The following is a 14,502-nucleotide window of genomic DNA, read 5'->3' as shown; positions in this document are numbered from 1 at the left end:
CGCGCCACTGCGGTAAACCGGGAACAAGCGTTTTTGCCCAATCCGTCCCTTATTTACCGATACAGAATTGGCTGAACACCGCATCGAGGACCTCGTCCGGGGTGGTCAGGCCGGTGATGTCGCCCAACTCATCGAGCGCCGTCTGCACCTCGACCGCCAGCAGGTCGACGGGTGCGCCGGTGGCCATGGCCCGGCCGAATCGTTGGCACGCTTCCACGCTCCGCACGAGCACCGCCCGGTGGCGTGTGTTAGGCGCGCAGTCGATCTGGTCGGTGAAGCCGCTCCCGGCAATCAATATCTGATAGACTGCCTCCTGCAAGGCCTCGATACCTTCGCCCTGGCGGGCCGAGATCGTCACCACCGTGGCACCGGCGAAGGTTCCGGCCAGGGCCTGCACCTGTCCGGCGGCCACCAGATCGCACTTGTTGAGCACCACCAGATGCCGCTTCTCCCGGACCGTCTCGTACAGCTCGCGGTCCCGCGGCTCCATGCCGGCACTGGCATCCACCACGAACAGCACCAGATCGGCCTCGGCCAGCTTGCGGCGCGCCCGTTCGATGCCGAGTGCCTCCACCGCATCCTCGTGCCGGCGGATGCCGGCGGTGTCGACCAGATGCACCGGGATGCCGTGGATGTCGATCCGCTCCTCGACGGTATCGCGAGTGGTTCCGGGAACCGGGGTCACCAGCGCCCGCTCCTCCCGCAGCAGGGCGTTGAGCAGGCTGGACTTGCCCACGTTTGGCCGGCCGGCGATGACCACCTTGACGCCCTCGCGGACGATCCTGCCCTGCTCGGCCAGGGCGATTAATTGCTCCAGGGGGGCGATCACCCCGGTCTGCAACTGCGTAGCGGCCAGGGTGGTATCGAAGATTTCCACGTCGTCGTCGGGAAAATCGATGGCCACCTCCAGGAGGGCCAGAAAGCCGATCAACCGCTGTCTGACCGCTTCCAGCCGGTCGAAGAGCTGGCCCTGGAGCTGATTGGCCGCCAGCCGGGCGCCGGCTTCGGTCTGCGCCTGAAGCAGGTCGATCACCGCCTCGGCGCGGGTCAGATCGATACGGCCGGCGAGAAAGGCCCGTTTGGTGAATTCGCCCGGCTCGGCAAGCCGGCAGCCCCAGGCGATGACCGTGCGGAGGATGGCCTGGAGGACGAGATAGGAGCCGTGGCAATGCAGCTCGACCACATCTTCACGGGTATAGGTGTGCGGGGCCAGCATGTAGACCGCCAGGGCCTCGTCGAGCATCCGGCCCTGGCGGTCGACGATCGTGCCGTAATAGAGGGTGTGGCTGGTGAAATGGCTTCGGAGGGTGCGGGGAACAAAGACGGCCCGGAGCAGCGCCAGGGCGTCCGGCCCGGAGATCCGGATAATGCCGATACCGCCGGTGCCCGGTGCCGTGGCGATGGCGGCGATGGTCTCAGTCGCCGGATGAGCGGCCACCCTGGCCTCCCCGCCGTTTCTTCGGCGTCGGCCGCCGGCCCTTGCCGGGCTTGTAGATCAGGACCTTTTTGAACAGGCCCTCGCCCACCGACCGGCTGCGCACGCCCTTGTCCTCCTGCAGCACCATGTGTACCACCCGCCGCTCCGACGGATTGAGGGCCGGGATGGCCTGGGTCTTGCCGTCTGCCTTGACCTGGGCCGCCAGTTCGACCGCCCGCATCTTCAGCTCCTCGGCCCGCCGTTCGCGGAAGTCGCCGGCGTTGAGGGACAGCATGATTCTGTCAGGCAGATGCCGGGCCACCATCTTGCGCAGCAGGTACTGCAGGCTGTCCAGCGTCCGCCCTTCGGGGCCGACGATATGGGCCTCGTGCGGTCCGGTGATGGTGCAGTGCACGGTGTTGTCCTCGAACATCACCCGCACCGCCGAAGGCAATCCCATCAGGGTCAGCAGCCGGTCCAGGTCGGCCTGAATGGCGGCTAGGCTCTCCTCCGATGGCGGTTCGATCGGTGCTTCCTCCTCGAAATCCTCCGCCTCGCCGTCCTGCTCCTCGTCGTCGTCCTCCCGCTGCTCCGAACCGACGGCCGCCTCGGGGGCAACAGCCGGCGCGGGTTCATCGACGGGGACGCTCTCTGCAACCATTGCCGCGGAGTCGGACACCTCGTCGCGAACGCCCCGCTCCCCGGCATCCTCCTGGGGCGCCGGCGCAGCTTTGCCGGGTGCGGCCGGCTTTTCCGCCGGCGCGGCGTCGGCGGCGGCCTCGATGGCCTCGATCATGGAAACGGCCTTGCGCTGCACCCGGATGTGGGCCTTTTTCTTGCACAAGCCGAAAATACCGGCCGATCCGGTTTCCAGCACCTCGATATCGAGATCTTCCCGAGACACCCCGAGGGTTTTGCAGGCCCGTTCGATGACCTCGGCGATATCCTTACCGTAAAAGTCTTGTCCTTTCGCCATGATGCACCTATCGCCCACCTGAAATCAGGCCTTGTTTTGCCGGTTGATGAGATACTGTTGCAGCATCGACAGCAGATTGTTGACAAACCAGTACAGCACCAGGCCCGATGCAAAATTGATGAACATGACGGTGAACACGAGCGGCAGAAACTGCATCATCCGCGCCTGCATCGGATCGGCCGTGGTTGGCGTCATCTTCTGCTGAAAGTACATGGACGCCCCCATCAGCAGGGTCAGGACCGGGATGCCGTGCAGGTAGGGGATGTCGAAGCCGATCCACAGCCGGTCCGGGGCGGAGAGGTCGTTGATCCACAGCATGAAGGGGGCGTGCCGCAGTTCGATGGCCGCCATCAGCACCCGGTACAGGGCAAAGAAGAAGGGAATCTGAATCAGCATCGGTAGGCAGCCGCCCACCGGATTGACCTTGTAGGTCTTGTACAGGGTCATGACCTCCTGATTCATCGCGGCCGGATCGTTTTTGTACCGTTCCCGGATCTTGGCGATCTTGGGCTGAAGTTTCTGCATGTTCTTCATCGACTTCATACCTTTCTGGGTAATCGGCCAGAAGAGCAGCTTGATCAGCACGGTCAGCAGAATAATGGCCACGCCGTAGTTGCCGCTGTACTGATGAAAGAAATTCAGCAGCCACAGCATCGGCTTGCCGAGCACGTCGAACCAGCCGAAATCCACCGACTTGGCCAGATCGCTGCCGGCTGCTTCAAGGATTTTCAGCTTCTTGGGACCAAAATAGAGGGTGTAGGCATACGACTTGGTTTCATGGCTGCCGATGCCCTGGATGCCTTCGGAAACCACGGTGCGCACCTGCTTGTCCGAGCCCTGCAGGGTCACGGTCACCGCATTGCCGCCGGTCGGCACCACGGCGGTCATGAAATAGCTGTCGACAAAGCCGGTCCAGCTCACCTTGCCCTGGAGCACCACCGGCCCTTCGGTCAGCTTCTTCGGCTTGGTTTCCACCAGTTCGCCGTTGACAAAGGCGGCGGGTCCGTAAAACAGGAACTCGCTGCTGCCCGCGGCGTGGGCGAAGGGCTCGTTGGTCAGCGTCAGGGCGGGCGAGACCTGCGCCGGCCTGTCGCTGGTGTTCTGAACCTTGTAGTCGACGTTGATGAGATAGCTGTCGCTGCGGAAGGTCAGAGTGCGGACCACGGTGAGTCCTTCAGCCAGGGTGGCGGTCATGGTCAGTTGGGCCGTCTCGTTTTCCTTGCCGAGCGTGACGGCGGTCTTGTCCGCCTTGAACAGGGGCAGGACGGCGCCGCTGCCGTTGTCGAGGGAAAAGAGCACGGGCAGGCTGCCGGGTCCCTTGTCGAAAAGCAACTGCATTGGCCCGGAATCCTTGTCCATCTTGTTGCGGTATTCCTTGAGGACAAAACTCTTGAACCCGCCGCCCTGCTCGTTGATGACCACGGCATACAACGGCGTCTCCACCGTGATGTCCCGGGCCTTCGGGTCCACGGCCACCGGCTGGACCGCGCCGGCGGGCGCGGTGGGTGCCTGCATCTGCGCCTGAGGCGGCTGGACGGCGGCCTGCTCTGTGGCCTGCTGCGCCGGCGGGCCGGCGGGCGTCTGCTGAGGCGGAGCGGGGGGGAAGAGGTACTGGAAGCCAACCAGAATGAACAGCGAGAGAACAACGGCCAGAAAAGCTCTATTGAGATCCATGGAGGTACCTTTGCAACCCTCTGCGGCGGCAGGGGTCTTGATTGGAAGGAAACGAAGCGCTACTGCGGCGGCTCATCGGACCGGATCATAGCCGCCCCGGGAAAAGGGATGGCAGCGCGCTATCCGCCAGAGCGCCAGCCCTGTCCCCCGGATGGCGCCGTATTTGGCGACAGCCTCGATCGCATACTGGGAACAGGTGGGCACGAAACGGCAGGAGGGAGGGAAAAGAGGGGAGACGAAGTACTGGTATCCCCTGAACAACGCAATCAGACAGCGTCCGGGCACAGCTCGCCATCGGCGGGACCGGGACGCCGTTTCCGAAGTGTTGTCGTTATGTTGCTTCGTTACGGGCATCGTCTTGCACCTGATCAGGCCCCGATAAGGCGAACCACACTGGCATGCATGTCCAGCAGACTGTTGATGGCGAATTCGGGGCGGACGGTGAAAACGATATCGGCGGACGGCGGGAACCGATCGCGGTGCAGACGGAAGACCTCCCGGATCAATCGCTTGATCCGGTTGCGCCGCACAGCGTTGCCTGCCTTGCGGTGCACACTGATCCCCAGTCGGTTGTGCGCCAAGGCGTTGGGCAGGAAGATCAGGGCGAACCCCTCTCCCCGAAGCCGCCGGCCGGATCGGTAGACGCGCTGAAACTCCCCGGTTGTTCGCAGCAGATGTTGTTTCGGAAGCGTGCAGCGATCCAAGCGGTTCAGGGCGCCAACTGCTTGCGGCCTTTTGCTCTTCGTCTCTTGATCACCGCCCGGCCGGTACGGGTTTTCATGCGGACCAGGAATCCGTGGGTGCGGGCGCGTTTGGTGGTGCTGGGCTGGAACGTCCTCTTGCTCATAATCCAATTCCTTTCTTGCTGACAATCTGTTTAATAGAGGAGAGGGAGTGGAAGCGCTTGCTGCTTATGCGTGCTCTTTTGGGACCGCCCTGCGCGCTGGTGGAAAAAATGCAGCAGCGGTCTTCGCCACAAGCAGCCCCGGAAACGGCCGATTGCGCGCTCCTGAAAAAGAGGCCTATTTTAATCATAGAGCACGGGATCTGTCAAATTATTTCACCCCGGCCAAGGTACGCCATGCCCCTCCGACGATACCAGGACATCAACTGGAACCTCCTCTGGCAACAGGCACACGCAGAAAGATCATGGCACTCCAAGGGCGCCACCGATTGGAACGAACGGGCCGCCTCCTTTGCCCGGCGCACCGGGCAATCGGTCTATGCCGACACTTTCCTCGCCCTGCTCAAGCCGGAGCCGGCCTGGTCCGTGCTCGATGTGGGCAGCGGCCCCGGCACCCTGGCGCTGCCGTTGGCGGCGCAGGTGCGGGCCGTCACCTGCATTGATTTTTCGACCAAGATGCTCCACATCCTGGCCGACCGGGCGAGGCAGTCCCGACTCGCCAACATCACCACCTTTCCCCTCTCCTGGGACGACGACTGGCGCGGGCACGGCATCGTGCCGCACGATCTGGTCATCGCCTCGCGTTCGCTGGCCGTCGCCGACCTGGCCGCCGCCCTCCGCCGGCTGAACGAATTTGCCGTGCACAAGGTGGCGGTGACCGACCGGGTCGGTTCCGGGCCCCACGATCCCGACGCCTTCGCCGCGGTCGGCCGTCCCCTGGACCCCGGCCCGGATTACATCTACACCGTCAATCTCCTCTACCAGATGGGCTGTCCGGCCACCATCGATTTCATCCGCCTGGAAGAAACGGCCCGCTACCGGTCGCTGGACGAGGCCCTCAGCCGCTACCAGTGGATGTTCCAGGATCTGGACGAGCATGAAAGCACCCGATTGCGTGAGTACCTCCGCTCCATCGCCGCCAGCCACGGGGACGGCTCGATTTCGCTCCATCCCCGCCATGTCCCCACCTGGGCCTACATCAGCTGGCACCCGGACTGTTCCCGGCGCTGAGCCGGGCGGGCGGGTCCGGCGCCGCCGCTCCGCCCGCCTTGCCCGGTGGCGCGCTTTCCGGCCAGGATGCTTGCAAATAGGGGCCGATACCGTATAATAGCGTTTTTTTCGTAGCCGACGCGCAGGACCTTGCCCGGCCCACCGCGATTCGTCAATTTTTTTGCCGGACACTTTCGTCGCCCTGAATCACCATGACTGACTTCGACATCGCCGTCATCGGCGCGGGCCACGCCGGCTGCGAGGCGGCGCTGGCCGCGGCCCGCATGGGCTGCCGCACCCTGGTGTGCATCATCAACGCCGACACCATCGGGGCCATGTCCTGCAACCCCGCCATCGGCGGCCTGGCCAAGGGCCATCTGGTCAAGGAGATCGACGCCCTGGGCGGTGAAATGGCCAAAAACATCGATGCCACCGGCATCCAGTTCCGGCGGCTCAACACCAGCAAGGGGCCGGCCGTTCGCTCCTCCAGGGCCCAGGCCGACCGGCTTCTGTACCGGCTGCGCATGAAGCATGTGCTGGAAAACCAGCCCAACCTGGCCATCCGGCAGGCCATGGTCGATGAAATCCTGGTCGAGAACGGCAGGGTGACCGGCCTGCGCACCTCCCTGGACGAGCGGGTCCGGGTGCAGGCGATCGTGGTTGCCACCGGCACCTTTCTCAACGGCCTGATCCACATCGGCCTGAAACATTTTCCCGCCGGCCGGATGGGCGACGCGCCCTCGACCAAGCTGGCCCAGTGGTTCGCCGCCACCGGTTTCGCCGTGGGCCGGATGAAGACCGGCACCACGCCCCGGCTGGACGGCAACACCATCGACTATTCCCGGCTGGAGGCCCAGGACACCGACGACGAGCCCGCCCTCTTTTCCTTCTCCTCCACAGGCGCGCCGCCGCTCCCCCAACGGCCCTGTTACATCACCTACACCAACGAGCGTACCCACGAAATCATCCGCGGATCCATCGATCAGTCGCCGATGTACGCCGGCATCATCGAGGGCGTGGGCGCCCGCTACTGCCCGTCGATCGAGGACAAGGTGATGCGCTTTCCGGAAAAGCCGCGCCACCAGATCTTTCTCGAGCCCGAGGGCCTGGAAACCATCGAAGTCTATCCCAACGGCATCCCCACCAGCCTGCCCCTGGCCACCCAGATCGCCATGGTCCATTCCATTCCCGGACTGGAACAGGCGCGCATTATCCGCCCCGGCTACGCCATCGAGTACGACTATATCGATCCGCGGGAACTGAAGCCGTCACTGGAGACGAAACTGATCGGCGGCCTCTTTCTGGCCGGCCAGATCAACGGTACCTCCGGCTACGAGGAGGCCGCCGGCCAGGGCCTGATGGCCGCCATCAACGCCGTCCAGTATGTGCGGGGCGAGGCGCCGGTGGTGCTCGACCGCTCCCAGGCCTATCTCGGCGTGCTGATCGACGACCTGGTCACCCTGGGGACCAAGGAACCCTATCGTCTTTTTACCTCGCGGGCGGAATACCGCCTGCTCTTGCGGGAAGACAACGCCGACATGCGGCTGCGGCAGACCGGCCACCGGATCGGCCTGGTGGATGCATCCACTTGGCAAGCCTTTCAGCGCAAGCGGGACTGCATCGAGGAGACGGTGCGCCTGCTGCACGAAACCCGCGTCAAACCGCAAGGCGCGGTGAACGACTTTCTCGCCCGGCATAACTCGCCGGCCATCAGCCAGGCCGTCACCCTGGCGGACATCCTCCGCCGGCCGGAGATCCGCCTGCGCCAATTGGCGGAGTTGGCCGGTGCGGTGGCCCCGGAACTGCCGCTGCCGCCGCAGGCCCTCGCCTTGCGCGACGAGATCGAATTGCAGGTGAAATACGAGGGCTATATTCGCCGGCAGGAGGAGCAGATCGCCCGCTTCAAGAAACTCGAACGCATCGAACTGCCGCCGGATCTGGTCTACAAGGGCCTGCCCGGCCTTTCCAACGAGGTCGTGGAGAAACTGAGCCGGGTGCAGCCCCGCTCCCTGGGACAGGCGTCCCGGATATCCGGCGTCACGCCGGCAGCGCTTTCCGTCCTCCAGGTCCATCTCAAGCGCCTGGGCCTCCTCTAACCGACACCGCAGGAACCACCATGCTCCCCTATCCCGCCATCGATCCGGTGCTGCTCTCCGTGGGGCCGATCCAGATCCGCTGGTACGGCCTGATGTATGTCATCGGCTTTGCCGCCGCCTACCTGCTGGTCCTGTACCAGGCCAGACGGTTTCACTGGCAGCAGTTGCGCGACCGGCTCGACGACCTGCACCTGATCCTGATCCTGGGGGTGGTGATCGGCGGCCGACTGGGATATGTCCTGTTCTACAATCCGGCCTATTATCTTGCCCACCCGCTTGCCATCCCGGCCATCTGGACCGGCGGCATGTCGTTTCACGGCGGCTGTCTGGGGGCGATCCTGGCCGGCGCTCTCTTCTGCCGCCGCACCAGGCTCGATTTCTGGAAGGCCGCCGACCTGTTCATCGTCACCGCGCCCTTCGGCCTGTTCTTCGGCCGTCTGGGCAACTTCATCAACGGCGAACTCTTCGGCCGGATCACCCTGGTCCCCTGGGGCATGGTCTTTCCCGAGGGCGGTCCTTTGCCCCGGCACCCCTCGCAGCTTTACGAAGCGCTGCTCGAAGGGCTGGTGCTTTTTGCCATCCTGTGGGCCGTCAAGGCCAGGCCCTGGCAATCGGCACACTCGCTCCGCTGGCCGCACGGCTGCCTGCTGGCCCTTTTTCTCGGCTTCTACGGCTGTTTCCGGTTCGCGGTCGAATTCGTTCGCGAGCCCGACCCGCAGATCGGCCTGATCGGGTCGGTCCTGTCGATGGGGCAGCTGCTCTGTCTGGTGATGATGGCCGCCGCCCCGGTGTTGTGGTGGTGGCGACACAAAAAAGCGGCACAAAACGGTATCCGTTGAGACCGCTGTGCCGCCCCGGCGACAACAAAATTTTCCTTATTGAATTTTCCTTGAGAGTTCCTTTCCCGGCCGGAACTTGACCACCCGACGCGAGGGGATGGGCACGGTTTCGCCGGTTTTCGGATTTCTGCCGGTCCGGGAGGCGCGTTCCACAATGGTGAAACTACCGAACCCGGTCAAGGTAACGCGTTTTCCCTCCCTGATGGCGGCGAACAAGGTGGTCAGCATGCCATCCAGCCCCTGAGCCGCAGCTCTTTTACTGATCTTCGCCGAATCCGCAATGGATGCAATGAGGTCGTTTTTGTTCATGGACTGTTCTCGCTTCTGTTGATGGATATTCAGATCGCGCCGTCCCCCGAGACGCAACCGGTTCGGAGATCGTACTTAAGTCCAGGAAGGCAGAAAAAACAATTGTGGGAATCACCTAATAACGATTAGGTAATTATACGGACTACCAGAGATAACCAACGGAAAACAGAAGAGATATCCAAGAAAAAACCTGCACATAGAAAACCGAAAAAATTCACGGTTCCTCGTCAAAGGAGAGCATGCCGCTGCTGATCACATGATTGACCAGATCAACGGTATTTTTCATTTTGAACTTTTTCAGCAGACTCGCCCGATGATGGTCGATGGTCCGCGGACTGAGGCGCAGTTTCTCGCCGATCGCCCGACTTGAGAACCCCCGAACCACCAGATGCAGCACCTGTCGCTCCCGGTCGCTCAGGCAGAAAAACGGCGTCTTGGTCTGATCCCGGAAACCGGCGATCACCTCGCCGGTGACCTCCGGCGACAACTGCGAGGAAATATACGACTTCCCCCCGCGGATGGTGCGGATGGCCGTCAGCAGTTCGCTGTCGGAATCGTCCTTGATCAGGTAGCCGTGGGCGCCGGCGGCCATGGCCTGATAGAAATGATGGCTGCCGGAATGCATGGTCAGGATCAGCACGGCCATTTCCGGAAACTGCTGCCGTATTTTCCGCACCGCCTCGATGCCGTTGAGCTGCGGCATGGTGATGTCCAGGATCACCATGTCCGGGGGATGCTGGCGCAGACATTCCAGCAATTCGACGCCGTTGCCCGCTTCCGCGACGATGGCCAGGGAGGAATTCGTGCGGATGAGACTCTTCAGCCCCTGGCGGATGAGGCTGTGATCGTCGGCGATGACAATGCGGTACGGCTTCATGACACACCGGTCGTCAGCGGAAAACCATGCTCACCGGACAGTGATCCGAGCCGGTGACTTCATCATGAATGGCCGCGTCGACGACACGGTCGCCACTGGCCTGGTCGACGATGAAATAATCGATTCTCCAGCCGATGTTCTTCGCCCGGGCGTTGAAGCGGTAGCTCCACCAGGTGTAGCGCTCCGGCGAGGGATCGAATTTCCTGAAGGTATCGATGTAGCCGGCTGCGGTGATCGCGTCCATCCAGGCCCGCTCCTCCGGGGAGAAACCGGGATTCTTCACGTTGGCCTTGGGATTGGCCAGATCGATCTCCTTGTGGGCCACGTTCAGATCGCCGCAGAGTACCAACGATTTGGTCCGGGCGAGGCGATCCATGTGGGCGAGCAGGGCCTGGTTGAAGTCCTGCTTGAAGGAAAGGCGCTTCAACTCGGGTTGCGCATTGGGGGCATAAACGTTGATGAAATAAAAGTCGGCGAACTCAAGGGTGAGCACCCGTCCTTCCTCGTCGAATCGAGGGACGTCCAGTCCGTACCAGACCTGAAGCGGCGCCGTCTTGGTCAGGATCGCCGTGCCGGAGTACCCCTTCTTCTTCGCCGGATTCCAGAACACCTGATAGCCGTCGACGCTCCGCAACTGCTCCGGCAACTGCTCCGGCTGGACCTTGATTTCCTGCAGGGCGACAATGTCGGCGTCAAGGTCGCGCAACACCTCCAGCAACCCGTTTTTCATGGCTGCCCGCACCCCATTGACATTCCAGGAAACAAATTTCTTCTCCGTCGTCTGCGGCATGGCCGACCTCTCGCCGGCCGCCTTGACGGTCCGCGGCGTCACGCCGATGCGGGGGCACCGGGTCGCGATCACGCAGCGATCGCAGTGCGGTCGCACGGGCGTGCACGTTCCTTGGCCGAAGGCGACCAGAATGGAATTGACTTCCCCCCAAGAGGGCTCCGGCAGTATCTGCCGCAGGGCCATCTCGGTCTGGAGCGGAGTCTCGGTCCGGACCACTCCCCAGATGTTCATGATGCGATGCACATGGGTGTCCACGCAGATGGCCGGTTTATTGAAGGCCACCGCCAGCACCAGATTGGCCGTTTTACGGCCGACGCCGGGCAAGGTGAGCAGGGAATCCATATCTCCGGGGACGGCGCCGCCGAACCGTTCCTGCAGCACTGCCGGCAACTGGCTGAGAAAGCGGGCCTTATTGTGATAAAATCCCACCGGATAAATCAGCTGCTCCAACTCCGCGACCGTCAGGAGGGCCAAGGCCTCAACCGTTCCCGCCCGGGCAAAGAGCCGGCGCGAGGCGGCGGCGGTCACCTCGTCCTTGGTCCGCGCCGACAGCAGGGTGGCCACCAGGATCTTGAAGGGATCGTGGGTTTGGGCGGCGATCAGATCGACCACGGGGACCTGATATCCGCGGACCTCGTCTTTCAACAGGAGGAGGACATCATTGAGGGGAAATGCCATGCGTCACGCTCACTGCATCAACAAACCGATACAACAGGATGGAGTCTGTACCACAAACCTAGCACAGAACAAACGGGAGAGGCAACCCCAACGCATGTTTTTTCAGGAAAAAAATGAGAGATAAAACAAAAGAAAACCAGCATATTGAAGTGCTGGTGGCATATGGACGGCGTCGCCGCTGAGCGGGCGGGCGCTTCGGAGCACGGAGGGGCCACCCCCTGTCCGGGGTGTGCGGGCGGCATCCCATCCATGGACGCCCCCAGATGATGGTCACAGCACGACGACCTCGCCGGTGGCCAGATCGTAATAGGCGGCAACGACAAGCACCTTTTCCTCCTTCACCAAATCGGCGACAATGGGTTCCGAATCCGCGATCTTCCTGGCCGTGGCCCTGGCCAGTTCCTTGGCGGCGTTATCGGTCCAGTGGCCGTCCTGTCCCTTGGTTCTTTTCAGGGCCGCATCGATCGATGGGGTCAGGCTGGCGATGTGTCCCTCCAACCTGACCCCCTGCGCCACCGCGCTGACGGCACCGCAGGAAGAGTGGCCCAACACCATGACCAGCGGTGTGTGGAGATGGGCGACCGCATATTCGATACTGCCCAGGATATGATCGTTGACGATGTTGCCCGCGACGCGCAGGATGAATAAGTCGCCCAGCCCCTGGTCGAAGATGTCGACCGGAGGCACCCGTGCATCGGCACAGGCGAGCACCACCGCTATCGGTTCCTGCCCGGCAACAAGGCCCCTGCGCGATTCTTCGCAGTGATTGGGATGCTCGAGCTTTCCCGAGACAAACCGCCTGTTGCCCGCCAACAGGACGTGCAGCGCTTCCTGTCCCGTCATCTTTTTTCGTGCTGTTCGCATGATGCATCCTTTCTTGGTCCGTACTGCCGTCGCGTTGTTGAGCAAAACCTGAGGCCAGGCGGGCCGCCCACCCCGTCTCTGTGAAAAAGACCCAAAAACATATCAGTTGAATGATGCTTCAGCTACAGAAAAAATGATGGGACGCAGGAATCTCGCCTCATATCGTCCCACGGAGGAAGGGTCGGAAGGAGTCAGTGTTCGTCGTAATAATAGTTTTTCTGATACTCATAGTAGCCGAACACCTTGTAATCGAGCATAGTCGCCCGATAGGCATTGAAAACGACCCCCAAGATCTTGTCGCGGCCGATGGCGTCCGCCAGGGCTTTCACATATTCGCGCCGGGAGGCGCCATGACGGACCACCAGCACAACCCCGTCCACATGCTGCGCCAGGACCGTCGTTTCGCTGGCGGCATGCAGCGGCGGACTGTCGAGAAGGACGATGCGGTCATCATATCGCTGGGCCAGTTCGTCCACCAGACTGGTCATGGCGGCCGACCCCAGGAGTTCGGCGGCATTGACGGAACGGGGACCGGCCGGCAAGAGAGAGAGTTTTTCCACACCGGACGAAACCAGCAGCTCCGGTATTTGCTTCCTCTGGCGGAGATAGTCGGACAGCCCCGCCGTATTGCCCAGGCCGAAAAGGGTGTGCTGCGACGGTTTGCGCAGATCGCAGTCCACCAGCAGGCAGTAGTTGTCCACCCCTTGGGCAAGGGAGATCCCCAGATTGGCACACACGAAGCTCTTTCCTTCACCGGGAGAGGCGCTGGTCACCAGAATGGTCCGGGGAATTTTTCCCGACGACGGGAACAGGATGCGCGTCCGCAGGGCGCGTATGCTTTCCACCACCGGACCGGTGGTCGCGGTGGCCAAAATCAACCGGTCATCCCATTGACCGGGATAGTGCGCAAAGGCCGCGCCAGTGAGCGGTGGTGGCGGAGTGGACACGATCGCTTCGGTTTCCCGGGGGGCACTGGCGGGCGCGACCGGTCCCGGCGTTGTCTCCATTTCCATGGCCATCGTTTCGTCAGCCCGCTTCAATGCCTTGAATACCTTTCCCACAAAATCCTCCGGCTACCATGAAAGATGCAGATACTGCGACAACGATTCGGGCAGTATCCTGCCAAGAAGGGAAATGCCCCGGGTGGCCGGCAACATTTCCATCACGACGAGAATCGCCAGGATGGCCAAGACGGCGATCCCCCCCAGTTTGGCGAGTCGGGCCAGTGTGCTGGGCGCGGCCGGCACGGCGACGGGCAGGGGATGCTCTTCGCCGGGGAAGTGGAGATCGTCGACACTCTCCCTGACCAACCCCGCATCAATCACCGGCTTGCCTTCCGCAAATCCCGAGAGGAGGGCATGATCGCAGATAATATTGATCAGCCGGGGGGTTCCCTGGCTCACCCGATGCACCTCGGCAATGGCTTCCTCGGAAAAAATGTTGAGATGGCGGGCTCCTGCGTGCCGCAAACGAAACAGGATATATTGCCGGGTTTCATCGAGGGTGAACCGGTGGAGGTGGAAGCGGATGCCGATGCGCTGACGCAGGGGCAGCAGTCGGTCGTCGCTCATGCGCTCATTGAGTTCCGGCTGCCCCACCAGGAAAATCGACAGCACGTCCTGACCCTTTTCCTCCAGATTGGAAAGCAGGCGGATCTCCTCCAGCAGATCGACGGGAAAGACATGGGCTTCATCGAAAATCAGCAGCACCCGCTCGTTCTTCGCGTAGCATTCCCTGAGCAGGTTGCCGAATTCGATCAGAAACAGGGCCTTGTTGCCGTCCCAACGCAGGCCAAGTTTGGCGGCGATGTAGGAAAAGAACTCGTCACGACGGAGGATCGGATTATTGAGGAGACAGAGATGGACATTCTGCTCCAGCGAGTTCACGAGGGCCTGTAACAGGGTTGTCTTGCCCGAGCCGACGTCGGCGGTCAGCACCAGAAAACATTTTTTGCTGAGAATGCCGTACTTGAGGATGGCCAACCCTTCCTGGTGTGTCTCGCTCATGAACACCGCAGCCGGATCGGGGGTCAGGGCAAAAGGCTTTTTGGTCAGGCCGTAATATTTAGTATACATGCTGCGTTTACTC

At 62.3% G+C, this 14,502-nt stretch carries 15 protein-coding genes and 1 pseudogene; 3 read left to right on the top strand and 13 right to left on the bottom strand.

Features of this window, described 5'->3' with window-relative positions:
• Positions 1-49 precede the first annotated feature (49 nt).
• From mnmE to rpmH, 6 genes are all read right to left on the bottom strand, one after another.
• Complete coding sequence (gene mnmE, locus Q362_RS0110780; protein WP_028318700.1) at positions 50-1,438, bottom strand: tRNA uridine-5-carboxymethylaminomethyl(34) synthesis GTPase MnmE; 1,389 nt, start codon at positions 1,436-1,438, stop codon at positions 50-52.
• Positions 1,416-2,393, bottom strand: coding sequence for a Jag family protein (locus Q362_RS0110775; protein ID WP_028318699.1), 978 nt, complete (start codon positions 2,391-2,393; stop codon positions 1,416-1,418). The genes mnmE and Q362_RS0110775 overlap by 23 nt, the downstream gene beginning before the upstream one ends.
• Positions 2,394-2,417: 24 nt before the next feature.
• Entirely contained in the window at positions 2,418-4,067 is a 1,650-nt protein-coding gene (yidC, locus tag Q362_RS0110770) for a membrane protein insertase YidC (protein WP_028318698.1), read from the bottom strand.
• A 72-nt stretch (positions 4,068-4,139) separates the two neighbouring features.
• On the bottom strand, positions 4,140-4,352 hold the full coding sequence (gene yidD / locus Q362_RS22830; RefSeq protein ID WP_245590207.1) for a membrane protein insertion efficiency factor YidD: 213 nt from the start codon (positions 4,350-4,352) through the stop codon (positions 4,140-4,142).
• An 83-nt stretch (positions 4,353-4,435) separates the two neighbouring features.
• Positions 4,436-4,771 carry a ribonuclease P protein component gene (rnpA, locus tag Q362_RS20240; RefSeq protein WP_084312586.1) on the bottom strand — a complete coding sequence of 112 codons (336 nt, stop codon included), beginning with the start codon at positions 4,769-4,771 and terminating at the stop codon, positions 4,436-4,438.
• A 5-nt stretch (positions 4,772-4,776) separates the two neighbouring features.
• Entirely contained in the window at positions 4,777-4,914 is a 138-nt protein-coding gene (gene rpmH, locus Q362_RS0110760; RefSeq protein ID WP_028318697.1) for a 50S ribosomal protein L34, read from the bottom strand.
• Positions 4,915-5,148: 234 nt separating this feature from the next.
• On the opposite strand from rpmH, the gene Q362_RS20235 reads away from it, so the two are divergent.
• The 3 genes from Q362_RS20235 (at position 5,149) to lgt (ending at position 8,896) form a co-directional block, all read left to right on the top strand.
• Complete coding sequence (locus tag Q362_RS20235; RefSeq protein ID WP_051554131.1) at positions 5,149-5,982, top strand: class I SAM-dependent methyltransferase; 834 nt, start codon at positions 5,149-5,151, stop codon at positions 5,980-5,982.
• Positions 5,983-6,173: 191 nt separating this feature from the next.
• Positions 6,174-8,057 (top strand): tRNA uridine-5-carboxymethylaminomethyl(34) synthesis enzyme MnmG, encoded by a 1,884-nt coding sequence (gene mnmG / locus Q362_RS0110750; protein WP_035216424.1) that lies wholly within the window; start codon positions 6,174-6,176, stop codon positions 8,055-8,057.
• A gap of 20 nt (positions 8,058-8,077) precedes the next feature.
• Positions 8,078-8,896 (top strand): prolipoprotein diacylglyceryl transferase, encoded by an 819-nt coding sequence (gene lgt / locus Q362_RS0110745; protein WP_028318695.1) that lies wholly within the window; start codon positions 8,078-8,080, stop codon positions 8,894-8,896.
• 36 nt (positions 8,897-8,932) lie between these two features.
• Here the strand turns inward: lgt and Q362_RS0110740 are convergent, their stop codons facing one another.
• The 7 genes and pseudogenes from Q362_RS0110740 to Q362_RS20225 form a co-directional block, all read right to left on the bottom strand.
• Positions 8,933-9,262 (bottom strand): HU family DNA-binding protein, encoded by a 330-nt coding sequence (locus tag Q362_RS0110740; protein ID WP_281172882.1) that lies wholly within the window; start codon positions 9,260-9,262, stop codon positions 8,933-8,935.
• Between the two features lie 157 nt (positions 9,263-9,419).
• On the bottom strand, positions 9,420-10,082 hold the full coding sequence (locus Q362_RS0110735; protein ID WP_028318693.1) for a response regulator: 663 nt from the start codon (positions 10,080-10,082) through the stop codon (positions 9,420-9,422).
• A 13-nt stretch (positions 10,083-10,095) separates the two neighbouring features.
• A complete protein-coding gene (locus tag Q362_RS24850) occupies positions 10,096-10,872 on the bottom strand; it encodes an exodeoxyribonuclease III (protein WP_028318692.1) in 777 nt (258 codons plus the stop codon).
• 171 nt (positions 10,873-11,043) lie between these two features.
• Positions 11,044-11,550, bottom strand: a pseudogene (locus Q362_RS24845) (endonuclease III domain-containing protein); the annotation flags it as partial.
• 270 nt (positions 11,551-11,820) lie between these two features.
• Entirely contained in the window at positions 11,821-12,414 is a 594-nt protein-coding gene (locus tag Q362_RS0110725; RefSeq protein WP_028318691.1) for a carbonic anhydrase, read from the bottom strand.
• A gap of 191 nt (positions 12,415-12,605) precedes the next feature.
• Positions 12,606-13,475, bottom strand: coding sequence for a CpsD/CapB family tyrosine-protein kinase (locus tag Q362_RS20230; RefSeq protein ID WP_051554129.1), 870 nt, complete (start codon positions 13,473-13,475; stop codon positions 12,606-12,608).
• A gap of 12 nt (positions 13,476-13,487) precedes the next feature.
• A complete protein-coding gene (locus tag Q362_RS20225) occupies positions 13,488-14,489 on the bottom strand; it encodes an ExeA family protein (RefSeq protein WP_084312580.1) in 1,002 nt (333 codons plus the stop codon).
• Between the last annotated feature and the right edge of the window lie 13 nt (positions 14,490-14,502).

The sequence above is a fragment of the Desulfobulbus elongatus DSM 2908 genome (genome assembly GCF_000621145.1).
Taxonomy (GTDB): domain Bacteria; phylum Desulfobacterota; class Desulfobulbia; order Desulfobulbales; family Desulfobulbaceae; genus Desulfobulbus; species Desulfobulbus elongatus.
The sequence above is the reverse complement of the archived record's forward strand: the minus strand, read 5'-3'. Positions and strand labels throughout refer to the sequence as shown.